Genomic DNA, 22,787 nt, shown 5'->3' with positions numbered 1-22,787 from the left:
AGGCTCAGGAGGTCGTCGTATGGCCGCGTGTCTTCCAACGTGGGCACGGGGCGTGTGCAGCGGGTGATACGGGTTCGTATCAGCGTGCGACACGAGGCCTGTCCAGCGGATGACCCGGGCTCGTGCCGGCAGGTGACACGAGGCCCGTTCAGCGGGTGACCCGGACCACCATCACGCAGGCGTCGTCCTCGCGCGACTCCTCGCCGAACTCCTCCACCACCGCGCGCACGCCGTCCTGCGCGTCCCGCGCCTCCGCGAGCCGGGGGCCGAGAGCGAGCAGGCGTCGGGCACCCGTGTCGTCGTCGTCCGCGGCACTCCCCCGGGTCAGCCCGTCGGTGTGCAGGACCAGCAGGTCCCCCGGGACCAGCCGGGTCTCGGCCTCGCCGTACACGGCGCCGGCCGTGGCCCCGAGCAGGACACCCTCGGGCCGCCGCAGCGCGTGCCCCGTCCCGTCGCGGAACAGCAGCGGGGCGGGGTGGCCGGCCTGTGCCCAGGCCAGGGTCTGGGCCACCGGGTCGTACCGGCAGCACATCGCGCTGCCGAGCGCGGGCTGTACGGAGGTCTCCAGGAGCTGGTTGAGGTGCCCCATCAGTGCCGCGGGGCGGATTCCGGCGACGGCCATGCCGCGCAGCGCTCCGAGCAGCATGGCCATGGAGGAGGTCGCGGCGACCCCGTGGCCCGTGAGGTCGCCGACGGTCAGCAGGGCGTCCCCGTCGGGCAGCGCGAGCGCGTCGTACCAGTCGCCGCCGATCAGGCCTGTGCTGGCGGCGGGGAGGTAGTGCGCGGCGACGTCGAGCGGGGCGGGCCCGTCGTGGGCGAAGCGGAGCGAACCGCGCCACGGCGGGAGCACCGCCTCCTGCAGCTCGACGGCCACCCGCCGCTCGGTGATCTCGATGTGACGGCTGCGCTCCAGGCTGTCCCGGCTCTCGCGGACCGCCCGCTCGCTGCGCCGCAGCTCGCTGACGTCCCGGAGGACGGCCCACATGGAGGCCGTGCAGCCGTCGGTGTCGAGCACGGGTTCGCCGGTCATGTGCACGGTCCGCACCCGGCCGTCCGTCCGGACGATCCGGAACTCGCCGTCGATCGGCTTCCCGTCGATCAGACAGTCCGTCACCAGCCCCTGAAGGACGGGCTGGTCCTCGGCGAAGACCATCGTGGGCATCTCGTCGAGCGACATCGGGCCGCTCTCGCGGGGTCGTCCGAAGATCTGGAACAGTTCCTCGGACCAGCTGACCTCGTCGGTGAGCAGGTTCCACTCGGCGCTGCCGACCCGGGACAGCAGGGAGCCGGTCCGGGGCGGGGCGGCCACGCCGTACGCCGTGCCGGGGGCGGTCGGGAGGGAGGTGTCGACGGCGACGTCGAGCTCCTCGGCCTCGTCCTCGACGGTCGCGCCGGCCGGGACGCCGGCGCGGAGCTGGCCCAAGTGGGCGCCCAGGTCGTCGAGTTGATGCACTGCGAGGTCGCACAGGGCGCGCTGCCACCGCTGCTGGGGGTCGTCCTCGTCGGCCGCGGCGTCCCGGCGTACGGCGTCCACCTCGCCGCGCAGGCGGCGGGTCTGTGTGATCAGCGCGTCCACCGCGCCCGGCTCCGGCGGCTGGGCGGGACGGTCCGCGAACAGAGGGGACGGCATGTCGTACTCCGATACAGGCGCGGCGCGGCCAGCTGTGGAAGGAGGCCGAAGACGACTGTTGCACAGCCCGGGACGGCCCGTAAGGGATTTGGCAACACTCGATCCGGTGGTGCTTATGGCATATGCCAAAGGCCCGGCGATTATCGGACAGGGCGCGACCCGTTACGGTGCTGGGGTGGTGAACGACGACGGAAACGGCACGGTGGGCGCGGGTGCGACGGTCACGGGCGGGGTGGTCGCGGGCGAGTCGGACGTGCGTACGGGTGGGGGCGCGGTGGCACCGGAGGTCCGTGCTCCCGGTGTTCCGGCGACGGGTGCGGGTGCGGGTGCGGCGGCCGTGCCCGCCGGCGCGGACAGGGCGCCCATGAGCGCGGTGGGCACCGCGGTCCTGCTCGCGGCGGCGCCCGCCGGCCGGGGCCGCGCGATGGACGCCGCCTCCGTGCTCCCGGCGCTCGCCGCCGTGCCGCCCGGCGTCCTCACCGGCACCCCGGCCGCCACGCTCGTCGAACTCGCCGATCCGCTCGACCCGCAGACCGTCCTCACCCGCCTCCGCGCGGCCGCCGCGAGCCCCGGCCCCCTGGTCGTCTGCCTCGCGGGCCAGCTCCACCTCGACCGCCGCCAGCAGCTGCCACACCTCGCGCTCGCCCGCACCACGCCGGCGACGCTCCGCTACACGGCGCTGCCCTGGCACTGGCTCGCCGGTGAACTCGCCGTACGGCAGCCCGGCACCACGACCGTCGTCGTGGACCTCGCGGCCGACCCGGACGTCTGGCAGCGCCTCACCGCCGCGCCGGGACTGCTGCACCTGGGTCCCGGCCCCCTCCTCCACGGGCGCGTGGTGCCCGCCCCGCGCAGGGGCGAGCCGACGACCCCGGAGTACCTGCGCGCGTGGGCCGAACTCCTGCGCTCCGGAGCCCGGTTGGCCCCGGCGGCGGCGCACGCGGAGGCCGCCGCACGGGCGATGACGGTGGCACCCGCGCCGCAACCGCTCTTCCTCGCACCCGTGCCCGTACCCTCACCGGCCACCGCGCCGACGCACGCCTCGGGACCCGTGCCCACTGCGACGCCGGTGCCCCCGCCGGTTCCGTCGCCGACGCCGGTGCCCGCGCCTCGTCCCACACCTGTGCCCGCCGTGACGCCCGCGTCGGCTGCGGGGGCCACGCCCACCACCGCGCCCGCGCCGAAGGCCGGGGCCGTGCCCGCGCCGGGATCCACGCCCGCTCCGGGAGCGGGGCCGGCCTCGGGACCCGTGACCGTGGCCCCTCCCGCGCCCTTGCCCCCGATGCCTCCCGCGTTCGTCCCCGCGACCCCTCCGGCACCCGCCCCCGCCGGTACGTCCGGGCCGGTGGCCGCCGAGGACCCGCACCCCACGATCCTCGCCGCCGCCAGGGCCGGACGGCACGGGGAAGCGGCGGCGGTGGCGGCGGCCTGGGAGCACGAGGCCCTGCGCCGCCACGGACACCGCTCGGCCGAGGCCGTGCACTGGACGGAGGTACGGGCGGACCTCGCCCGCCTCGCCGGCGAGCCGGCCCGCAGCTGCGAACTCTGGCTCGCCGCCGCCGAGGCCCGGCTCGGGCTGGGCCAGCGCCCGGACGACCCCGACGTCGAAGGGGCCGTCGACCGGGCCCACCACCAGTGGGAGCAGATCGGCGACACCGGCCGCGCCCGCACCCTCGGCCCCGTCCTGATCGCGCTGCGGCGGCGGGTCCCGGGACGCCGGCCCGGCGCACTGGCCGCGCTCACCCGCCGCATGGGCTGAAGGACCCGCGAAGGCGCGAGCGGCGGCCGACGGCCGCCCGCCGTCCGCGACCGTACGACCGTCCGGTGGACCGACCGCCCCGAGACCCCCGTCACCGAAAGGCCCGACACGTGACCTCGCTCGCCACCGCCCAGCGCTCGCTCGCCGATCCGTCCGTGCGGCACCCGCTGTGGCCGCCGCTCACCCGGGGTTGCCCCGTCACCTCCACCGAGGACGTCGCGTACCCCCTCGACATCGACTACGCCTACGAGCGGGTCCCCGCCGACCTGTTCGACCGCCCGGCCGCCCACGGCCTCGAACGGTGGGCCCCGTTGCTGCCGCCCCTCGCGGCGCCCGGCCTCGGCGAGGGCAACACGCCCCTGGTCGAACTCGCCGACGGAGTCTGGATCAAGGACGAGTCACGCAACCCCACCTGGAGCCACAAGGACCGGTTGAACCGGGTGGCCGTCAGCGCGGCCGTCGCCTCGGGGGCGCGGGGCATCGTCGTCTCCTCGTCCGGCAACCACGGCGCGGCGGCCGCCGCCTACGCGGCCCGTGCCGGGCTGCCGTGCGCCGTCTTCACCTCCCCGTTCGCCCCGCCCGCCGTCGCCTCCCACCTCCGGGCCTACGGGGCGACGGTGCTGACCGTCCCGTACGAGTCGGTACGACCCCTGATGCGCCGCATCGTCGACGAGCTCGGCTTCCAGAGCGTCAGCAGCGTGACGGACACCGCCCACACCGGGCACCCCTTCGGGCCCGAGGGCTACAAGACCCTGGCGTACGAGATCGCGCTCGGCCTCGGGCAGGCGCCGGCGGAGGTCCATCTGCCCACGGGATACGGCGAGTTGCTCTTCGGCGTGGCCAAGGGCTTCCAGGAGCTCGCACGGCTCGGCGTCACCGGGTCCGTCCCCCGTGTGTACGCGGCCGAGCCCGCCGCGGCCGGCGCCCTCACCGAGGCCCTCCGCACGGGCAAGCCGGTGGCCCGGGTCGCCGTCGGGCCGACGGCGGCGTACGCCATCGACTGCGAGATCAACAGCTACCGCGGCGTCCTCGCCGTCCGTACGACCGGGGGAGCCGCCCACGCGGTGACGGACAATCAGATGATGGCGGCACGGCAGGAGTTGGCCGCACAGGGCATCTGGTGCGAGACCTCGTCCGCCGCCGGGCTCGCCGGGCTCCGTGCCCGCGGGCCACGCGAGAGCGACGGTCCGGTGGTGTGCGTGGTCACCTCCAGCGGCTACAAGGACATCGCCACGGCGAAGGAGAGCTTCGCGCCGACGGCCCCGGACTGGGAGCCGATCAAGGCGACCCTGACGGCCCGCGAGTCCGAACGCCCCTGACGGCCCGCGAGTCCGAACGCCCCTGAGGTGACCGGACCCGGCGCCCGGCCGGCACCTCGGGCGTCGGGACAGGACCCGCTCCGAGGCGCAGGCGGAGGCCGACGGCCGCGGCTCAGCCGCCGGTCACGCCCTGGCCCGCCGCCGGGAGCACGACGCGGATGCCGAACTCGTACGTGCCCGTCGCCCGGGCGACGGCGACGAAGAGGTCGGCGAAGTGCTCCTGGCCCCGGGCCGTGGCGATGCCGCCGAGGTCGAGGACCGAGTCGTCGGGCCAGCCCAGGTCGGCGAGCAGACCGTGCACCACCTGCTTGGACTGCGCGTCCTCGCCGGAGAGGAACACGGTGCTCGGGCCCTCCAGGGAGTCCGGCGCGACCATCACGCCCCGGTCGATCGTGGAGAAGGTCTTCACGACGCGGGTCTCCGGGAACGCCTGCTGGATCTCCTCGCCGAGACTGACGACCGGGTGGGAGAGCGTCCCGTCCGCGAGGAAGCCGACGGCGACGTCGAGCAGGACCTTCCCGGCGAGCGCGGGGGCCCCGATCGTGCGGAGCAGGGCCACCGATGCCGTGCCCGGGGTGGCGTTCACCAGCACCTCGGCGTGTGCGGCGGCCGCCGCCGAGTCCTCGATCCGTGCACCCGCCGCGAGAAGCCCCTCCAGCTTCCCGAGCAGCTCCGGGTCCCCGGGCCGCCGCGACCCGATGACCACGTCGTGGCCGGCTCGCGCCCACGCCGACGCGAGTGCCTGTCCTACATGTCCTGTTCCGAGAATTCCGATCCGCATGCGGATCATCCTGGCCGGGCGGCAGCCGGGCCCGCGTCGGCCGCGGAGCCCAACCCTCGTCGGCCCATGGGCCTAGGACCCGACGACGACTGCCCCGCTTCTGAGACGATGGGGGTGTGACCGTCTCCCCGCACGCCGCCCCGACCCCGGTACTCCCCGCCGGCCCGCTCGTCACCGAGCGGCTCGTCCTGAGGCCCGTCCGGAGCGGTGACGTGCCGGCGGTGACGCGGCTGTGGACCGACCCGGAGGTACGGCGCCACCTCGGCGGTCCCGTGATCGAGTCGGTCGTCCGGATCCGGCAGCGGCGGATCGTCGGGGCCGCCGGTATCCACGCGGTGGTCCGCGCGGAGGACGGCGTGCTGCTCGGGCTGGTCACGGTGGAGGACGCCGGGCGGAACGGGGAGACGGAGGTCTCGTACCAGTTCCTGCCCGAGCACTGGGGCCGGGGATACGCGCGCGAGGCGGTGGGTGCGGCCGTGGCGCGGGCACTGGAGAGCGCGCCGAGCGTGGTCGCGGTCACCCAGGAGGCGAACCACCGGTCCCGTCGGCTCCTGGAGACCGTCGGCCTGGAGCACGCCGAGTCCTTCGTGGAGTGGGACGCCCACCAGGTGCTGTACCGCCGGCGTCGGTGACGGCGGCCCGTGTCAGGCCCGGCCGTCCCTCCCGCCGCCGGAGTCGATGAGGGCCCGTGTCAGGCCGGCCGGTCTCCCGCCGCCAGGGTCGCGACCGCCCGCTCCAGGCGGGCCGCGCGCGTCTTCGCGGTGCGCGCCTGCCAGAGGCTGAGGATCACCAGGTAGCGGTCGGTCCTGCCGAGGGCCTCGAAGGCCCGCGCCGCCGCGGGCTCCGCCGCCAGGGCCGCCGCCAGGTCGTCCGGCACGGTCGCGTCCTTCTGCGAGGGGTACGCGGCCTCCCACCGTCCGTCCGCCCGGGCCGCCCGCACCTCGGCGAGGCCCGGCTCCCGCATCCGTCCCGCCGCGGTCAGCGCCTCGACCTGGCGCACGTTGACCTGGGACCAGAGGCTGCGGGGCCGGCGCGGGGTGATCTTCTGGAGGTAGCTCCGCTCGTCGCGGGCCATGCGCTTGCCGGTGATCCAGCCGTACGCGAGGGTGCCGTCGAGGATCTCCTCCGCGCTGGGGGAGGCGAGGTCCGAGCCCTTGCGGCCAAGGAGCAGCCAGATGCCCGGGGTGTCCCCGTGGTGCTGTTCCAGCCAGGCCTCCAGCTCCTCCCCGCCGCTGAACGCCATGACCGCGAGCCCCTCGACCGTCTCCACCGCACACCTCTTCCCCGCCGCCGCGTGTCCAGCACTCCGTCCCCCGGGAACCTACCGTCGCCGACGGCCCGGACGGTTCCGCCCTCGTACGGCACGCCGCCACGTACGATCTGCGGATCGTCCGCCGGGACACCTACGCCAAGGAGCTCTGACCCATGTCCATCCTGGTGATCGGCGAGTGCGTCGCCGACATCGTGCGCGGTGCCGACGGCACCGAGCGGGTCCACCCGGGCGGCAGCCCCGCCAACGTCGCGTACGGCCTCGCCCGCCTCGGCCGGGACGTCACGCTGCTCACCCAGCTCGCCGACGACCCCACCGGGCGGCTGATCGCGGACCACCTGAAGGGCGCGGGCGTACGGGTCGAGGTCGGCGGCGTCCCCGACCGCACCCCGTCGGCGGTCGTCGGGCTCGACGCGCAGGGCCGGGCCGCGTACACCTTCGACATCGCCTGGACCCTGGAGGCCGGGGAGCCCCGGCCCGACCGGCCCGGCCATGTGCACATCGGCTCGATCGCCGCCGTCACCGCGCCCGGCGCGGCCACCGTCCTGGCCGAGGTGGAGCGGCTCCGGGACCGGGCCACGGTCAGCTACGACCCGAACGTGCGGCCAGGACTGATGGGGGAGCACGGCGAGGCCGTCGCCCGCGTCGAGCGCTGCGTCGCCCTGAGCGACCTTGTGAAGGCGAGCGACGAGGACCTGGCCTGGCTGTACCCCGGAGAGGAGCCGCAGGCGGTCGCGGCGCGCTGGCTGGCCCTCGGTCCGGCCGTCGTCCTGGTCACCCGGGGCGCGGCCGGCTCGCTCGCCTTCACCGGGCGGGTGACGGCCTTCGCGGAGGCGCCGGCGGTCACGGTCGTCGACACGGTCGGCGCGGGCGACTCCTTCATGTCCGCCGTCCTCGACCTCCTCGCCGGGCGGGGGCGGGAGACCCTCCCCGGGATCGGCGCCGAATACCTGGCACGGCTGCTGAGGAGGGCGGCCACGGCGGCGGCCGTCACCGTCTCCCGGGCCGGTGCCCAGCCGCCCGACCGGTCCGAACTGGACGCGGCCGAGGGGCGGTTCACCGTCAGGTGCGGGCGTGTGTCGTGATGTCCGAGGCGAACTGCTCGATCATCTCCGGCGTGACCGTCGGACGGCACTCGGCGATGGCCTCCAGGTAGTCCGCCGTGCTCGCGCCGGGCGCCGGGTCGTCCCCGCCGCGTCCGCCGACCGCGAGCAGGTCCCGCTCGAAGGAGGCCTGGGCGGCGATCCGGGCCGCGTGCTCGATGTCGGCGGGTGTGAACAGCTCGCTCGCGAGCACCAGTTCGTCGATGTCGACGTCCGGCCGCCCGTCGGTGTAGCGGGACCAGATCGCCGCCCGCGCCGCCTTGTCCGGCGTACCGATCGGGATGAGGTAGTCGAAGCGGCCGGGGCGCAGGAACGCCGGGTCGAGGGAGCGGATCGAGTTGGTCGCGCAGACGAGCAGCCGCTCGTCCCGCTCCCGGAAGCCCGGTATCAGCTTCAGGAGTTCGTTGGTCACCCCGTGCATGCCGCCCGGCTGGGCGGGCTCCGAGCGGACCGGGGCGATCTCCTCGACCTCGTCGATGAAGACGAGGACCCGCTCCAGCTCGGCGATCCGCGCGAACGCGGACCGCAGGGCGGCGGCGAGGTTCCCCTCGTCGGCGAGGCGGGAGGGCAGGATCTCCACGAAGGGCCAGCCGAGCCGGGAGGCGATGCCGCGCGCGAACGTGGTCTTGCCGGTGCCGGGCGGGCCGAACAGGCAGACCGCGCGCGGTGGCCGGACCCCGTGCCGGGTGGCCCGCTCGGGCTCGGCCAGGGGCAGGACCACCCGGCGCTCGATCAGGTCCTTCTCCCGCTCCATGCCGGCGACCTTGGCCCACAGGTCGCCCGGGAGCAGCCGGCCGCCCAGGTCGTCGAGGAGTCCGGCGGCGGGGCCGTGCAGCGGCTCGACCTTCTCGAAGTACGCGACGGCCGGCTGGCGCGTGTACCCGGCGTTCAGCAGGCCCTCGCCGACGAGCTCCTCCTCCGGCAGGACGTACGCGATGCGTCCGACGCGGGCGGCGACGAGCCGCCGCTCCAGCTCCACGAGCAGCGCGCTGGCGAGGCCGCGGCCCCGCCACGCCGAGGAGATCGCGATGCGCATGACCCAGGCGCGCTCGCCGGAGACGCAGGCGAGCGCCGCGCCGATGGGGACGCCCTGGTGGACGGCGACCACGGCCGGCTGACGGGTGGTGAGGGCGCCGATGCACTCGGCCAGGGAGAAGACGGACTCCTGCCCGAGCTCGGCGGTGGTGTCGATCAGATGGACGACGGCGGCGAGATCGCTCTCGCGGTAGTCGTGGATGTGCCAGTTCACCGGTGGTACCGCCCCTCGTTCGTGCTGTTGCGGCGAGGCTAGGCGGGGGTGTCGGGGCCGGTCGTGCGCCAACCTGCACAAGGCGGCGCGGGGAAACGCGCCGAACCGGCACTGGGCAGGAACGGGAGCGGCCCCCGGAGCAGTGCTCCGGGGGCCGCGTGTGCGAGTGGGTGCTTCAGCAGGCGGGGGACCGTCAGTAGGCCGGGGCCAGCTTCGGGTTCGGGCCGTGCGCGTTCTGCTGCTGCTCGCCCTCCGAGGCGAAGAAGACGATCAGGATGATGAAGCCGACGAGCGGGACCAGGCCGATGAGGATCCACCAGCCGGAACGGCCGGTGTCGTGCAGACGGCGGATCGCGACGCCCAGGTACGGCAGGAAGACGCCGAGCGCGTAGATCGTGCTGAGCAGCTGGGTGCCGACTGCCTGGTCGACGATGCTCAGGACGGTCAGGAAGATGAAGTTGAACAGGAAGAACATCCAGAATTCCTTGCGGCGCGCCCGGCCGTTGAACACCGCGTACTTCTTGAGAACGTCGAGGTACCAGTTCACTTTGTCCCCCCAAGGACTGGGTATGCGAGCGGGAGCCTGTCCCTGTGGAGCAAGCTTTACGCAGAACTTAGGTGGCTGAAACCACATGGGTCAATTCGTTACCGGGAGGTTGCCGTTCACATGCGGGACGCGTGAACGGCGGCACCTCCGGTGAGTGGAGGTGCCGCCGTTCCGGGAGAGGATCAACGGTGGTTCGGGGGGATCGGAAGGTCACGTCCTTCGCTTGGTCATCAGCAGTCCGCCGGCCGTGAGGGAGAACAGGCAGACGCACGCACCGGTGATCACGTTGCTGAGGATCATGCCCGTGTCGGGGTTCCGCGTGACGACCCACGGCGCGACGATGAGCCACGCGCCCAGGAGCAGGACGATGAAGTTCAGGTCCTGCGACCGCTCGGGGACCATCGACATGCACAGGCCGAGCACGGCAAGGGAGATGCCGACGATCAGGTTGGTGATGGCGAGTTCCGGTCGGGCGGCGGCGAAGTGGACCGTCCACGCGGAGATCGCGGTCCACACGCCTGCGAGGATCACGAGTTCCTCGACAGCCGCGACACCTCTGGTCTGGAGCATACGGGCATATCGGTCCCGCATTTCCGACGCGTCGGGGTGTCCCGCGATATCACCGTGACGGTGAGAGACGTCGGCCATGTGACTCGCCTCCTTCTGGCGTCCTGCGTGTCTGGCCTCACTGCGGCAATCATGCCGCTGCTTCATTGTGCGCTTATCTGGCCTTTATGTGTAGGTCTGTCCGGTAAGGGATGCGCACAGAAATAAAGCGGCCGATGTGCAGGGATCCACCAAAAGGACATTTCCGTTCAACAAAAATTCAATGCAAGGCTGGACCACTCTTCGTATCGGTATGCGCGGCGCCGCGCTCGGGTGCCCCGGGCCACCCCGGCGTAGCCTGGAAGAGGACTCGGGGATCGGTCGTTTCCCACCGCCGGGAGAGCGCGATGGCCGGCATCGTACGGAAGAGCTTCGACTCAGCGGACGAAACTCGTCCCTTCAAGGATGAAAAGGGCAGGCTCGACCTGCTCATCGGCGACGGCGGCTCGGTGGGCCGCGCCGTCTTCGAACCGGGCTGGAAGTGGTCCGAGCACGTCGGGCCCATCGCCGGCACCCCCAGCTGTCAGGCCTCGCACGTCGGGTACGTGGTCAGCGGCCGGATGCACGTCGTCATGGACGACGGTGAGACGGCCGAGTTCGGCGCCGGCGACTACATGGAGGTCAAGCCCGGCCACGACGCCTGGGTCCTCGGCGACGAACCCTGCGTGGCCCTCGACTGGAACGGCTTCACGAACTACGCCCTGCCGCCGTCCTCCTGACGTCCCTCCCCGCCCACCGCCCCGGGCGCGCCGCGAGCACCCGGGGCGGCCCCGGGTCACACCGCCGCGGGCTCCGACGGCGACGCCTTCGAGTCGCCGGACGCGATGCCGAACGCCGGGTCCGGCACCGACTCCGGCGCGAGCAGCACCGAGGAACGGCCGTCCACGCCGATCGGCACGTCGCCGTCGATGGTCACCCGGCGCAGCTTGCGCTCGTGGTCGTCGGAGTCGTCGACGCCGTAGTGCTGGGTGGCGCGGTTGTCCCAGATGGCGACGTCGCCGACCTGCCACTGCCAGCGCACGGTGTTCTCCGGGCGCTCGATGTGTCCCTGGAAGAGGTCGAGCAGGGCGCGGGAGTCGGTGCCCGTCAGGCCGCTGATCCGCTGGACGAAGTTGCCCAGGAGGAGGGTCCGCTCGCCGGTCTCCGGGTGGACCCGCACGACCGGGTGCTCGGTGAGGAACTTCGTCGAGGCGAAGACCTCGCGGAAGCGCACGAGCTGCTCCGGCAGGGCGCCGGGGCGCAGGGCCGCGTAGTCGTAGTCGTTGGAGTGCACCGCGCGCAGCCCGTCGGCCAGGGCGCGCAGCGGCTCGGGCAGCTTCTCGTACGCCGTCGCCGTGTTGGCCCACAGGGTGTTGCCGCCGTACGGAGGGATGACGACCGCGCGCAGGATCGAGAAGGCGGGGTAGGCCGGCACGAAGGTCACGTCGCTGTGCCACTGGTTGGCCCGGCCGCCGTAGTCGGAGTCGATCGGGAACGAGTAGCGGCCGTCGGCCGACGGCACGGTGGGATGGGCGACGGGCGTCCCGAGGAGCCGGCCGAAGGCCTCGTGCGCCTCCTCGTCCAGGTGGTCCTGGCCCCGGAAGAAGACGACCTTGTGCGCCAGGAGCGCGGCCCGGATCTCGGCGACGGTCTCGGCGGGGAGGTCGCCGCCGAGGCGGACGCCGGAGATGACGGCGCCGAGGCGGCCGCCGACCTTCTGGACGGTGACGGGGGTGGTCGCGGTCGACATGGCGGGTCCTTTCGGAGGTCCGGGGAGATCCCGGAGCAATTAATTTCGGAGCGGAAGCAATGAGGTGACGGGTGTCCGCAGGGCGGCACGAGCCGTAACCCGGAAGCCGGACGTCGGACGAGGAGGGGCCGCACCGGAGAGGCGTACGCGGCAACGACGCGTCCGTGCGGGAGGGGGTGTACGAGGGGGCGGTGGCACCGGCGGACCGGCCACCCGCGAGGGTCGCGAGGATCAGGCGCCGCAGACGGCGGAACAGGAGGAGGTCGCGAACATGTCCCGGAGACTCGCAGCGGCCGCCGCCGCACGTCAAGCGGCCGTCCGCACGCCGAACCACCGCTCGTGGTGGTTGAATCGGCGCCTGCCCGGCGCCGCCGGCCCACGTCCGCGCACCCCGCCGAACCGCCGTCGACCAGCGGAGATTCCCCCCGGCCCGGACGGCACGGGCGACAGCGAAGGGGTGCTCGACGGACCCGCCGGCGGCGGCGCCGGGATTTCACACCACCGCAACAGTGACCAGAGGGGCGACCATGACGACGACCATCCCGCACGGTTCCCGCAGGGCGGGCGACGGCCGCCGCGAGGCCAACGCCGCCACCGTGCTCAGGACCGTCCTGGACCACGGGCCGGTCTCCCGCGGCGACGTCGCACGGCTCTCCGGCCTCAGCCCCGCCGCCGTCTCGCGACAGGCCACCGACCTCACCCGGCTCGGCCTCCTGCGCGATCTGCCCGAACTCGCCGGGGGTGGGGGAGTGGGACGGCCCCAGATCCCCGTCGACCTGCACGTCGGAGCCGCCGGCGGGCCCGTCGCGGGCGGCGTCCATCTGGGCGTTCCCGGCTCGACCTTCGCCCTCGTCGACCTCCGGGGCCAGGTCCTGGCGCGCCGCGCCCACCCCCACGACGGCATCGCGCCGGACGCCCTGCCCGGCGCGATCGCCCGTGAACTCCGAGACTTCCTCGACACCCACGCGCGGGGGCGCCCCCTGCTCGGGGTCGGCGCCGCGGTCGGCGGCTGGGTGGACCCGGCCGAGGGCGTGGTGGTCCGGCACGACGCCCTCGGCTGGCGCCGCCGGCCGCTCGCCGCCGAACTCGCCCGCGGCCTCGGCGGACGGACCGTGCGCCTGGACAACCACGCCCGCTCCATCGCCCAGTCGGAGATCCTCTTCGGGCGGCCCGCCGCCCGCCGCAGCCTGGTCCACCTCTTCGTCGGCAACGTCGTCGACGCGGCCGTCGGCCTCGCCGGCGTCGTCCACCAGGGGCCCGGCGCGGCCGCCGGAGACGTGGCCCACCTGCCCGTACCGGACTCCACGGCGCCCTGCCCGTGCGGGCGTTCGGGCTGCCTGGAGGCCACGGCGTCGAACACCGCCCTCGGCGCGACGGCCGTCCGCCGGGGCATCGTGCCCGAGCCCGACACCTCCCTCGTGGTGGACGCGGCGGCGGCCGGTGACCGGCGCGCCGACCGGCTGCTGCGCGAACGCGCCCGCGCGGTCGGCCGCGCCGTCGCGCTCCTCCTCGACGTCCTCAACCCCGATCTGGTCGTCGTCACCGAGCAGTCCAGCGTCCTCGAACCGGACTATCTGGAGGAGATCCGCGGGGCCGCGATCGACCTCTCGCACGTCTGCGACGACCCCGAACGCATCGTCAGTCCACATGCCGGACCGGCCACACTGCCCGTGGCGGCGGGCACGGTGCTCCTGAATCCCCTGTTCAGAAGGCCCTTCGAGACGGCCGGCGAGCTGCTCCCCGCCCACAGCGGAAGCTGATGTCGTCTCAGAATGCGGTCAACGCCGGTTGACCGCTCCGCGAAGCCGCTGTCATATTGCTCCCGTGAATCCGGACATGCGCCTCATCTCCCGCAGGCACGTCGACCTCTGTCGACAGGCCAGCGCGGTCTGTGCCGTCCGCGCCTGATCCCGGCGCCGGTCGCCGCACCGGCCCCACCCTCCCCGCCCCGGCCCCGCCGCACGCGGGTCACCCGCCGTCTCCGCGCTGAGGCGTCCGTACGTCCGTAGGCCCTCCATCCGTACGGTCCCTCCGCCCGTACGGACACGCACCTCTGCGCCTCTGCGGACGTAGGTCGCTCCGTCCGTGCACCCCCGCGGTCCCGGCGTACCCACGCACCTCTCTCCGCGTACCTCCGCACGCCCTTGTGGCGGTGCGGGCCTCCCTCCGGGCCTTCTTCCTTCCGCAGCGGAACGAATCCGTGCGCCCTGCGGCCTCCCACCCTCTTCCACAGGCAGGCATCGATGACCGAGCTGTACTCCTCCACGCCCACCGCCCTCTCCCGGCGCACCACCCTGCGCGCCGCGGGCGGTGGCACCCTGCTGCTCGGGCTCGGCCTCGCGGGCTGCCGCTCGGCGGTCTCCGAGGCCGAGGCGCCCGCCGGCAAGGCGGCCGCGGAGCCGAGGCGCGGCGGCACCCTCACCGTCGCCGTCAACTCGGACTTCACCCCCAGCCTGCTCTTCGCCCAGAGCGGCCAGTCGCTCCAGCACCGGCTGATCTACAACACCCTCACCCGCTACGACGACGGGCTGAAGCCGCAGCCGGAGCTCGCCACCTCCTGGGAGTACGCCGAGGACGGCCGCAGCATCACGCTCAAGCTCCGTACCGGCGTGACCTACCACGACGGCCGGCCCTTCACCGCCGACGACGTGATCTTCGCGGTGAAGAACCTTCAGAACCCGCTGCGCGCAGCCCAGTTGAGAGCCACCGCGGCCGCCGTCACGGGCTTCGAGAAGCGCGGCGACCACGAGCTGGTCCTCAAGCTCGCCCACCCGGTGAACAACCTCTTCGACCTCTTCGAGTTCATGATCCTCACCGACCGGAACAGCGTCGAGGACGCCGTCACCGGCAAGAAGCTCATCGGCACCGGCCCCTTCGCGCTCACCCGGTGGAGCCCCGGGGCGGGCCTCTCCTTCACCCGCAACGAGAAGTACTGGCAGCCCGACCGCCCCTACCTGGACGCCGTCGAGTTCCGCGTCGTGCCCCAGGCCGACGCCCTGCTCTCCTCCCTCCGCACCGGCCAGTCCCAGCTCTCCTTCGGCGTCCCCGGCAAGAACCTCGCCGTCGTCGCCGCAACCCCCGAGCTGGCCATCAGCGAGTACACCACCGGAGGCGGCGCCTACTACCTCGGCGTCAACACCACCGTCGCCCCGCTGGACGACAAGACCGTCCGCCAGGCCCTCGCCCGGGCCGTCGACCGCGAACGCATCCTCAAGCAGGTCCTCGGCGGATACGGACTGGCCTCCGCCACTCCCTGGCCCAAGTCCTCGCCCGCCTTCACCGAGGCCGGCCGCACCCACTACACGTACGACCCGGGCAAGGCCCGCGAACTCCTCAAGTCCGCCGGCCACACCCGGCTCGACCTGCCGCTCCTCCACATCAACCTGCCCGGCGACACCGCCGTCGCCGAAGCGATCCAGTACGACCTGAAGCAGATCGGCGTCCACGTCACCCTCCAGCCCACCGACCCGGCCACCGCCCAGAAGAACCTCATCTCCCAGAAGATGCCCGGCCTGTGGACCATGAGCCACGGATTCGCCCAGGTGCAGCCCTCCACCCTCGCCGTCAGCGCCTATCCCTTCAACGAGGCCAAGAACACCTCCAGGTTCCGCTCCGCCGCCTACACCAAGGTCGTCCGCGAGGCCTGGACCACGCCCGAGACCGGCGCCCGCGCCAACGCGCTGCGGCAGCAGATCACCGACACCCTCCTCGACGAGGCGTTCATCATCGACCTCGTCATCCGCGGCTCCGTCCAGGTCTCCGCCAAGAAGCTGCACGGCGTCACCCTCAACAAGTTCGCCTACCTCAACCTCGACGACGCCTACCTGGCGGGCTGAGATGCGCGGCTACCTCCTGCGGAGACTCCCCTCCGCCCTCCTCGTCCTCCTCGCCGCCTCCTTCCTCGTCTTCGCCGTCCTCCGGCTCGTCCCGGGCGACCCCGCCGCGGTCCTCGCCGGACCCGACGCGAGCCCCGAGACCGAGGCCGCCATCCGGGCCCGCCTCGGCCTCGACGCACCCCTGCCCACCCAGTACGTACGGTGGCTCGGCGACCTCCTCACCGGCGACCTCGGACCGTCGTACGCGATCGGCGGCCGGACCGCCGACCTCATCGGCGACGGTCTGGGCGCCACCGTCGAACTCACCCTCGGGGCCCTGCTGTTCGTCGTCGTCCTGGGCGCGGCCTTCGGCATCCTCGGCGCGACCGCCCGCAACCGCTGGGTCCTCGGCACCGTCCGGGTCCTCACCACCGGCGCCCTCGCCGTGCCGCCCTTCGTCACCGGCGTCCTCCTCGTCCTCCTCTTCTCCGTCCTCCTCGGCGTGCTGCCCCCGGGCGGCCGCGTCCCCCTCCTCGCCGCACCCGACCTCGGCGTCCAGTACCTGCTGCTGCCCTCGCTCTGCCTCGCCCTGCCCAGCGCCGCCGTCCTCGGCCGCTACCTCAAGGACGGCATCGAACGCGCCCTCGCCGAGGACTACGTCCGCACCGCGACCGCCGCCGGCATCACACCCCGCCGCATCCTCCGGCGGCACGCCCTGCCGAACGCCCTCCCGCCCGTCGTCACCCTCCTCGGCATGCAGACCGGCCACCTCCTCGGCGGCGCCGTCCTCGTCGAGGCGATCTTCGCCTGGCCCGGCCTCGGACAACTCGCCGAACAGGCCCTGGTCCGCCGCGACTACCCCGTCGTCCGGGACCTCCTGCTCCTCCTCGTCACCGTCTTCGTCCTCGTCCAGCTGCTCACCGACCTCGTCCACGCCTGGCTCGACCCCCGGATCAGGTGGGAGTGACCGCCATGACCACGCACACGCCCCCCGCCCGTACGAAGCCGGCCGGGACCAGGACCGCCCCGCGCCGCCCCCGCCACGCCCACCGCGCCGCCCTCGCCACCGCTCGCGGCCGCACCGGTCTCGCCCTCGTCGGCGTCGTCGTCCTCGCGGGACTCCTCGCCCCGCTGCTCACCGGACACGGCCCCACCGACCAGAGCGGCCTGTCGCTCGCCGCACCCGGCACCCCGGGCCACCCGCTCGGCACCGACGACCTCGGCCGCGACCTCCTCGCCCGCCTCCTGTACGGCATCCGCGCGGACCTCGGCATCATCGCCGCCGCCGTACCCCTCGGCGCCGCCCTCGGCTGCCTCCTCGCCCTGGCCGCGGCCGCGCACCCGGTCCTCGACACCGTCGTCCAGCGGACCTTCGACCTGATCCTCGCCTTCCCCGGACTGATCCTCGCGCTCGCCGTGACCGCGATCCTCGGCCCCGGCCGGCTGCCCGTGATCCTCGTCATCGCCCTCGCCGAGATCCCCGTCTTCGGACGGCTCCTGCGCACCGGCATCCTCGTCCAGCGCGGCCGGGAGTACGTGACGGCCGCCCGCGTCGGCGGCACCTCCGGCGGCCGGATCCTCACCCGGCACATCCTGCCCAACACCGCCGACCCGCTCGTCGTCCAGATCGCCGTCTCCCTCACCGTCGCCGTCTTCGTCGAAGGCGCCATGAGCTTCCTCGGCGTCGGCGTCCGGCCCCCCGAACCCACCCTCGGCGCCGTGCTCAGCCAGTCCATGCCCTACCTCGCGCAGGCCCCGCACTTCGCCGCAGGACCGCTCGTGACCGTGACCGCGCTCGTCCTCGGCCTCTCCCTGGCCGCCGAGGCACTGAACCGGGAGATACGCCGATGACCACCCCACCGCTCCTCGAAGTCCGAGGTCTGGACGTGGAGTTCACCACCCCGGACGGCGGCACCCTGCACGCCGTCCGGGACGTCTCCTTCACGCTGCGGCGGGGCGAGACCCTCGCCGTCGTCGGGGAGTCCGGCTCCGGGAAGTCGACCACCGCGCTCGCCCTGCTCCGGATGCTTCCCGGCACCGGACGGATCAGCGGCGGCACCGTACGCCTCGACGGCGAGGACCTCGCCACGGCGGGGGAGGACCGGCTGCGGGCCGTCCGCGGCGCCCGGATCGGCATGGTCTTCCAGGACCCGATGACGGCCCTCAACCCCGTCCTCACCGTCGGCCGCCACCTCGACGAGGTGCTCCGCGCGCACGGCGGGACCGACAAGCGGGCCCGCCGGGCCCGCGCCGTCGAACTCCTGCGTCTCGTCGGCATCCCCGACCCCGAGCGCCGCCTCGACGACCATCCCCACCAGTTCTCCGGCGGCCAGCGCCAGCGCGTCCTCATCGCCATGGCCCTCGCGGGGGAACCCGACGTCCTCCTCGCCGACGAACCCACCACCGCCCTCGACGCCACCGTCCAGGACCAGATCCTCACCCTCCTCGGAGAGCTCACCCGCACCACCGGCACCGCGCTCGTGCTCATCACCCACAACATGGGCGTCGTCGCCCGCTCCTGCGCACGCGTCCTCGTCCTGTACGGCGGCACCGTCGTGGAGGACGGACCCACCGCCGAGGTCCTCACCCGCCCGCGCCACCCCTACACCGCCGGCCTCCTCGCCGCGGTGCCCCGGCTCTCCGCCCCCTCCGGCACCCGCCTCACCGGCATCCCCGGCACCCCGCCCGACCTGAGCCTCCCGCTCACCGGCTGCGCCTTCGCCGCCCGCTGCGCCCTCGCCGAGGACCGCTGCCACACCGCCGCACCCCCGCTCGCCGACGCCGGCGGCACCGTCCGCGCCGCCTGCTTCCCCGCCGCCGAACGGGCCGCACGTGCCGCGCTCGCCGGACCCGACGAGGACACCGAACCCCCGGCGGCGCCCCCGGTGCCCGCCCGCATCGACCGGCCCGCACCGGGCCGCGTCGTCCTCACCGCCGAGTCGCTGAGCAAGACGTACGGCAGCCGCCGGCGCCGCTTCACCGCCCTCGACGGCGTCTCCCTCACCCTCGCGGCGGGGGAGACCCTCGGCATCGTCGGCGAGTCCGGCTCCGGCAAGTCCACCCTCGCCCGGGTCCTCGCCCACGCCCACCCCGCCGACGGCGGCCGCATCCTCCTCGACGGCCGGGACGTCACCCGCCCAGGGCGCGCCGAGCTGCACGCCGTACGCCGCCGGGTCCAGATGGTCTTCCAGGACCCCTACGCCTCCCTCAACCCCCGCATGACCGTCGGCGAGATCGTCGCCGAACCGCTGCGCGCCTTCGCGATCGGCGCCCCCGGGGAGCGGGCCGACCGCGTCGCGGAACTCCTCCGCCTCGTCGGCCTCGACCCGGCCGCCGCCGACCGGCACCCGCGCTCCTTCTCCGGCGGCCAGCGCCAGCGCATCGGCATCGCACGCGCCCTCGCCCCCGAACCGGACGTCCTCATCTGCGACGAACCCGTCTCGGCCCTCGACGTCTCCGTCCAGGCCCAGATCGTCGGCCTGCTCACCGACCTCCAGCGCGACCTCGGCCTCGCCCTCGTCTTCATCGCCCACGACCTGGCCGTCGTCCGCCAGGTCAGCCACCGCATCGCCGTCATGCACGACGGCCGGATCGTGGAGACCGGTGGCGCCGACGAGCTGTGCGAGCACCCCCGCGACCCGTACACACGGGCGCTGCTCGCCGCAGCGCCCGAACCCGTGCCCGTACGCCGCGTGCCCGAGGCGGTGTCCGCATGAGCGCGTGCTGCACCCCGGGCCGCGGCCGCACGGGCTGCGCCGGCCACACGGCCGCCCCGGAGCTCCTCCCGCTGCCGACCGTCCGCACCGCTCCGCCCGCCCACCCCATGGTGGAGCTGCCGGGCGGTACCTTCCGGATGGGCGACGCGTTCGGCGAGGGATACCGCGCCGACCGCGAGGGGCCCGTGCGGGACGTCACCGTCGCCCCCTTCGCGATCGACGCGACCGCCGTCACCAACGCCCGGTTCGCCGCGTTCGTCGAGGCCACCGGGCACCGCACCGACGCCGAACGCTTCGGCTCCTCCTTCGTCTTCCACCTCCTCCTTCACCCCGCCGCCGAACCCCATGTCCTCGGACAGGTCCCGCAGGCCCCCTGGTGGCTCGGCGTCTCCGGGGCCGCCTGGCACAGCCCGGAGGGCCCCGGCTCCGGCCTCGAAGCACGCGCCGACCACCCCGTCGTCCACATCTCGCACGACGACGCCCTCGCCTACTGCGCCTGGGCCGGCCTCAGGCTCCCCACCGAGGCCGAGTGGGAGTACGCGTCTCGCGGCGGCCTCGACGGCGCCCGCTATCCCTGGGGCGACGAACTCACCCCCGCGGGACGCGAGAGGTGCAACACCTGGATCGGCGACTTCCCGCACCGCTCCGAACGGCCCGGCGGACGCATCGGCACCGTCCCCGTCACGGCGTACCGGCCCAACGGATTCGGCCTGTACAACACCTCGGGCAACGTCTGGGAGTGGTGCGCCGACCCCTGGGACCGGGACGGCCGCGAACGCGTCATCCGCGGCGGCTCGTACCTCTGCCACGCCTCCTACTGCAACCGCTACCGGGTCGCCGCCCGCTCCCACAACACCCCCGACTCCTCCACCGGCCACGGCGGCTTCCGCTGCGCCCGCGACCTCACCCCGGAAGGACCCGCCCCCGCATGAGCACCGCTCCCCGACGCGACCCCTACGAGGGCTTCGCCGGCCGCGTCGGCCGCACCTTCGCCGAGTCCGAACCCGCCTGGCCCACCCGTACCGCCCCGCCCGCCCAGGCCCCCAACATCGTCGTCGTCCTCGTCGACGACATGGGGTTCAGCGACATCGGCCCCTTCGGCTCCGAGATCCCCACCCCCGTCCTCGACGGACTGGCCGAGGCCGGCGTGCGGCTCGGCAACTACCACACCATGCCGCTCTGCTCCCCGGCCCGCGCGGCCCTGCTCACCGGCCTCAACCCGCACCGCGTCGGCTACGCCATGGTCGCCAACTCCGACCCCGGGTTCCCCGGATACGGCATGGAGGTCGCCGAGGACATCCCCACCCTCGCCGAACTCCTCCACGACGCCGGCTACGCCACCTACGCCGTCGGGAAGTGGCACCTGGTCCGCGACTCCGCCTCCAACGCCGCCGACCACCGCGGCAACTGGCCGCTCCAGAAGGGCTTCGACCAGTACTACGGCGTCCTGGAGGGCCTCACCAGCCTCTTCCACCCGCACCAGCTCGTCCGGGACAACAGCCCGCTCGACATCGACGAGTTCCCCGACGACTACTACTACACGGACGACATCACCGACCAGGCGATCTCCATGGTGAAGTCGCTGCGCGCCCACGACCCCGACAAGCCCTTCTTCCTCTACCTCGCGCACAACGCCGTCCACGGACCCCTCCAGGCCAAGGCCGAGGACATCGCCCGCCACCGGGGCCGCTACGACGAGGGCTGGGACGCCCTGCGCGAGCGCCGCTTCGCCGCCCAGCTCGCCGCAGGACTCTTCCCGCCCGGCACCGAACTGCCCGAGCGCAACAGCGAGGCCGGACTCGACGTCCCCGCCTGGGACTCACTGACGGAGGATCAGCAGCGCCTCTACGCCCGCTACATGGAGGTGTACGCGGCCCTCGTCGACAACATCGACCAGAACCTCGGCCGCCTCACCGACACCCTCGCCGCACTCGGTGAACTCGACAACACGATCGTCGTCTTCACCTCCGACAACGGCGGCACGGGCGAGGGCGGACTCGAAGGGACCCGCTCCTACTTCAGCCGCTTCGTCTACCACCCCCGCCTCCCCGGCGACTGGAACCCCGACGTCGACCGCGACCCCGCACTCATCGGCGGCCCCCGCAGCCTCGTCCACTACCCCCGGGGCTGGGGCATGGCCTCCAACACCCCCTTCCGCCTCTACAAGGGGCACACCTACGCGGGCGGCGTCCGCGTCCCCTTCGTCCTCTCCTGGCCCGACGGCGTGAGGGACGGCCGGCTCGCCACGGGGCACCGCGCCCAGTACCAGTACGTCACCGACATCACGCCCACCCTCCTCGAACTCGCCGGCCTCACCCGCCCCGAGGCCCGCCGGGGCGTCCCGCTCCAGGAACCCGACGGAACCAGCTTCGCCGCCGTCCTCGCCGACCCCTCCCACGACTCCACCCACCCCGAGCAGTACTGCGAGATGACCGGCAACCGGAGCCACTACCGCGACGGCCGCAAACTCGTCACCCTGCACCGGCCCGGAACCCCCTACGACGACTCCGAATGGGCCCTGTACGACATCCGGACCGACCCCACCGAGATCCACGACCTCGCCGCCGGGAACCCCGGACTCGTGAAGGAGCTCGCGGCCGCCTGGGAGGAGGCCGCCCGGCTCAACGGCGTCTTCCCGCTCCCCGACCACAGCGGCGCCCTCGCCCGCCGCAACCCCGCGGAGGAGCGGTTCTCCCGTCCCCTGACCCTGCTCCCCGGCACTCCGGAACTGGAGCGCTACCGCTCCTCCCGGCTCGTCTCGCTCCGCTCCTTCGAGATCGCCGTGGCCGTCGAGGAGACCGGCGACGGCGTCCTCGTCTCCCACGGCGACCAGGGCGGCGGCTACAGCCTGTACGTCGAGAACGGCCGGCTGGCCTTCGCGTACAACGAGTACGGAGACCTCCACGAGACCGACGCGGGCCCGCTCGCCGCCGGCCCCCACGAGATCCTCCTGACCGCGACGGCCGAGGAGGGACTCCGCTGGCGGTTCGCCGTCACCGTCGACGGCGAGCACCGGGCCGCGCCGGAGAGCGTCCACCAGCTCATCGGGATGGCCCCCTTCCAGGGCGTCAGCGTCGGTGTCGACCGCAAGTCCCCGGTCTCCTGGCCCCTCTACGAACGCCACCGCTCCTTCCGCTTCACCGGCCGCCTCCGCTCGGTCACCTACCGGCCCGGCGCCCTCGGCCCCGACGCCCCGGAGACGGTCGCGACCGCCCTGAAGCAGGCCGCAGCGGCCTTCGAGTAGCGGCCGCTGCCGGAAGGCG

General features: G+C 73.8%; 20 protein-coding genes. 13 read left to right on the top strand and 7 right to left on the bottom strand.

Translation table 11 applies throughout. The annotated features are described in order from the left end of the window. Nucleotides 1-148: 148 nt before the first annotated feature. On the bottom strand, nt 149-1,630 hold the full coding sequence (locus tag IE237_RS33210; RefSeq protein WP_189805875.1) for a PP2C family protein-serine/threonine phosphatase: 1,482 nt from the start codon (nt 1,628-1,630) through the stop codon (nt 149-151). 175 nt (nt 1,631-1,805) lie between these two features. On the opposite strand from IE237_RS33210, the gene IE237_RS33205 reads away from it, so the two are divergent. Together IE237_RS33205 and IE237_RS33200 are read left to right on the top strand one after the other, a co-directional pair. Further along, nucleotides 1,806-3,389 (top strand): hypothetical protein, encoded by a 1,584-nt coding sequence (locus tag IE237_RS33205; protein ID WP_440862301.1) that lies wholly within the window; start codon nt 1,806-1,808, stop codon nt 3,387-3,389. A gap of 110 nt (nt 3,390-3,499) precedes the next feature. After that, nucleotides 3,500-4,708: a threonine synthase gene (locus tag IE237_RS33200; protein WP_189805874.1), complete on the top strand. Its 1,209-nt coding sequence runs from the start codon at nt 3,500-3,502 to the stop codon at nt 4,706-4,708. 112 nt (nt 4,709-4,820) lie between these two features. Here IE237_RS33200 and IE237_RS33195 read toward each other — a convergent pair whose 3' ends face one another. Continuing rightward, on the bottom strand, nt 4,821-5,489 hold the full coding sequence (locus IE237_RS33195; protein ID WP_189805873.1) for an NADPH-dependent F420 reductase: 669 nt from the start codon (nt 5,487-5,489) through the stop codon (nt 4,821-4,823). 116 nt (nt 5,490-5,605) lie between these two features. Here IE237_RS33195 and IE237_RS33190 point away from each other — a divergent pair, with 116 nt between their 5' ends. Continuing rightward, complete coding sequence (locus IE237_RS33190; protein ID WP_189805872.1) at nt 5,606-6,121, top strand: GNAT family N-acetyltransferase; 516 nt, start codon at nt 5,606-5,608, stop codon at nt 6,119-6,121. Between the two features lie 59 nt (nt 6,122-6,180). Here the strand turns inward: IE237_RS33190 and IE237_RS33185 are convergent, their stop codons facing one another. Then, nucleotides 6,181-6,732, bottom strand: coding sequence for a YdeI/OmpD-associated family protein (locus IE237_RS33185; RefSeq protein ID WP_189805974.1), 552 nt, complete (start codon nt 6,730-6,732; stop codon nt 6,181-6,183). A 182-nt stretch (nt 6,733-6,914) separates the two neighbouring features. On the opposite strand from IE237_RS33185, the gene IE237_RS33180 reads away from it, so the two are divergent. Beyond that, a complete protein-coding gene (locus IE237_RS33180; RefSeq protein ID WP_189805871.1) occupies nt 6,915-7,844 on the top strand; it encodes a carbohydrate kinase family protein in 930 nt (309 codons plus the stop codon). Here IE237_RS33180 and IE237_RS33175 read toward each other — a convergent pair. The 3 genes from IE237_RS33175 to IE237_RS33165 all read right to left on the bottom strand — a co-directional run bounded on the left by IE237_RS33175 (nt 7,822) and on the right by IE237_RS33165 (nt 10,228). Beyond that, the gene (locus IE237_RS33175; protein ID WP_189805870.1) at nt 7,822-9,111 is read right to left on the bottom strand and encodes an ATP-binding protein; all 1,290 of its coding nucleotides are present in this window, start codon (nt 9,109-9,111) and stop codon (nt 7,822-7,824) included. The genes IE237_RS33180 and IE237_RS33175 overlap by 23 nt on opposite strands. A gap of 193 nt (nt 9,112-9,304) precedes the next feature. Continuing rightward, complete coding sequence (locus tag IE237_RS33170) at nt 9,305-9,658, bottom strand: DUF805 domain-containing protein (protein ID WP_189805869.1); 354 nt, start codon at nt 9,656-9,658, stop codon at nt 9,305-9,307. Between the two features lie 210 nt (nt 9,659-9,868). Next, the gene (locus tag IE237_RS33165; RefSeq protein ID WP_229843246.1) at nt 9,869-10,228 is read right to left on the bottom strand and encodes an SPW repeat protein; all 360 of its coding nucleotides are present in this window, start codon (nt 10,226-10,228) and stop codon (nt 9,869-9,871) included. Between the two features lie 383 nt (nt 10,229-10,611). Between IE237_RS33165 and IE237_RS33160 the strand changes: the two genes are divergently transcribed. After that, nucleotides 10,612-10,983 carry a cupin domain-containing protein gene (locus IE237_RS33160; protein ID WP_189805867.1) on the top strand — a complete coding sequence of 124 codons (372 nt, stop codon included), beginning with the start codon at nt 10,612-10,614 and terminating at the stop codon, nt 10,981-10,983. A 56-nt stretch (nt 10,984-11,039) separates the two neighbouring features. Here the strand turns inward: IE237_RS33160 and IE237_RS33155 are convergent, their stop codons facing one another. Then, complete coding sequence (locus IE237_RS33155) at nt 11,040-11,993, bottom strand: TauD/TfdA dioxygenase family protein (protein WP_189805866.1); 954 nt, start codon at nt 11,991-11,993, stop codon at nt 11,040-11,042. A 527-nt stretch (nt 11,994-12,520) separates the two neighbouring features. On the opposite strand from IE237_RS33155, the gene IE237_RS33150 reads away from it, so the two are divergent. From IE237_RS33150 to IE237_RS33120, 8 genes are all read left to right on the top strand, one after another. After that, on the top strand, nt 12,521-13,753 hold the full coding sequence (locus IE237_RS33150; RefSeq protein ID WP_189805865.1) for an ROK family transcriptional regulator: 1,233 nt from the start codon (nt 12,521-12,523) through the stop codon (nt 13,751-13,753). A 76-nt stretch (nt 13,754-13,829) separates the two neighbouring features. Then, a complete protein-coding gene (locus tag IE237_RS41655; RefSeq protein ID WP_313896399.1) occupies nt 13,830-13,901 on the top strand; it encodes a putative leader peptide in 72 nt (23 codons plus the stop codon). 335 nt (nt 13,902-14,236) lie between these two features. Then, nucleotides 14,237-15,829: an ABC transporter substrate-binding protein gene (locus IE237_RS33145; RefSeq protein WP_189805864.1), complete on the top strand. Its 1,593-nt coding sequence runs from the start codon at nt 14,237-14,239 to the stop codon at nt 15,827-15,829. Between the two features lies 1 nt (nt 15,830). Further along, nucleotides 15,831-16,775: an ABC transporter permease gene (locus tag IE237_RS33140; RefSeq protein ID WP_189805863.1), complete on the top strand. Its 945-nt coding sequence runs from the start codon at nt 15,831-15,833 to the stop codon at nt 16,773-16,775. Nucleotides 16,776-16,780: 5 nt separating this feature from the next. Continuing rightward, on the top strand, nt 16,781-17,659 hold the full coding sequence (locus IE237_RS33135; RefSeq protein ID WP_189805862.1) for an ABC transporter permease: 879 nt from the start codon (nt 16,781-16,783) through the stop codon (nt 17,657-17,659). After that, nucleotides 17,656-19,524 carry an ABC transporter ATP-binding protein gene (locus IE237_RS33130; RefSeq protein WP_189805861.1) on the top strand — a complete coding sequence of 623 codons (1,869 nt, stop codon included), beginning with the start codon at nt 17,656-17,658 and terminating at the stop codon, nt 19,522-19,524. Before IE237_RS33135 ends, IE237_RS33130 begins: the two co-directional genes overlap by 4 nt. Continuing rightward, entirely contained in the window at nt 19,521-20,456 is a 936-nt protein-coding gene (locus IE237_RS33125; RefSeq protein ID WP_370468325.1) for a formylglycine-generating enzyme family protein, read from the top strand. Before IE237_RS33130 ends, IE237_RS33125 begins: the two co-directional genes overlap by 4 nt. Further along, complete coding sequence (locus tag IE237_RS33120; protein ID WP_189805860.1) at nt 20,453-22,768, top strand: arylsulfatase; 2,316 nt, start codon at nt 20,453-20,455, stop codon at nt 22,766-22,768. The genes IE237_RS33125 and IE237_RS33120 overlap by 4 nt, the downstream gene beginning before the upstream one ends. Nucleotides 22,769-22,787: the final 19 nt, after the last annotated feature.

Source organism: Streptomyces tanashiensis, from assembly GCF_014648895.1.
Classification (GTDB): domain Bacteria; phylum Actinomycetota; class Actinomycetes; order Streptomycetales; family Streptomycetaceae; genus Streptomyces; species Streptomyces tanashiensis.
This window is presented reverse-complemented; position numbering and strand designations above follow the sequence as displayed.

What these genes read in the sequence shown, in the direction of transcription:
- IE237_RS33210 (WP_189805875.1), bottom strand. Translation starts at nt 1,630, where the DNA reads ATGCCGTCCCCTCTGTTCGCGGACCGTCCCGCCCAGCCGCCGGAGCCG.
- IE237_RS33195 (WP_189805873.1), bottom strand. Translation starts at nt 5,489, where the DNA reads ATGCGGATCGGAATTCTCGGAACAGGACATGTAGGACAGGCACTCGCG.
- IE237_RS33185 (WP_189805974.1), bottom strand. Translation starts at nt 6,732, where the DNA reads ATGGCGTTCAGCGGCGGGGAGGAGCTGGAGGCCTGGCTGGAACAGCAC.
- IE237_RS33180 (WP_189805871.1), top strand. Translation starts at nt 6,915, where the DNA reads ATGTCCATCCTGGTGATCGGCGAGTGCGTCGCCGACATCGTGCGCGGT.
- IE237_RS33165 (WP_229843246.1), bottom strand. Translation starts at nt 10,228, where the DNA reads ATGCTCCAGACCAGAGGTGTCGCGGCTGTCGAGGAACTCGTGATCCTC.
- IE237_RS33160 (WP_189805867.1), top strand. Translation starts at nt 10,612, where the DNA reads ATGGCCGGCATCGTACGGAAGAGCTTCGACTCAGCGGACGAAACTCGT.
- IE237_RS33155 (WP_189805866.1), bottom strand. Translation starts at nt 11,993, where the DNA reads ATGTCGACCGCGACCACCCCCGTCACCGTCCAGAAGGTCGGCGGCCGC.
- IE237_RS33150 (WP_189805865.1), top strand. Translation starts at nt 12,521, where the DNA reads ATGACGACGACCATCCCGCACGGTTCCCGCAGGGCGGGCGACGGCCGC.
- IE237_RS33145 (WP_189805864.1), top strand. Translation starts at nt 14,237, where the DNA reads ATGACCGAGCTGTACTCCTCCACGCCCACCGCCCTCTCCCGGCGCACC.
- IE237_RS33140 (WP_189805863.1), top strand. Translation starts at nt 15,831, where the DNA reads ATGCGCGGCTACCTCCTGCGGAGACTCCCCTCCGCCCTCCTCGTCCTC.
- IE237_RS33135 (WP_189805862.1), top strand. Translation starts at nt 16,781, where the DNA reads ATGACCACGCACACGCCCCCCGCCCGTACGAAGCCGGCCGGGACCAGG.
- IE237_RS33130 (WP_189805861.1), top strand. Translation starts at nt 17,656, where the DNA reads ATGACCACCCCACCGCTCCTCGAAGTCCGAGGTCTGGACGTGGAGTTC.
- IE237_RS33125 (WP_370468325.1), top strand. Translation starts at nt 19,521, where the DNA reads ATGAGCGCGTGCTGCACCCCGGGCCGCGGCCGCACGGGCTGCGCCGGC.
- IE237_RS33120 (WP_189805860.1), top strand. Translation starts at nt 20,453, where the DNA reads ATGAGCACCGCTCCCCGACGCGACCCCTACGAGGGCTTCGCCGGCCGC.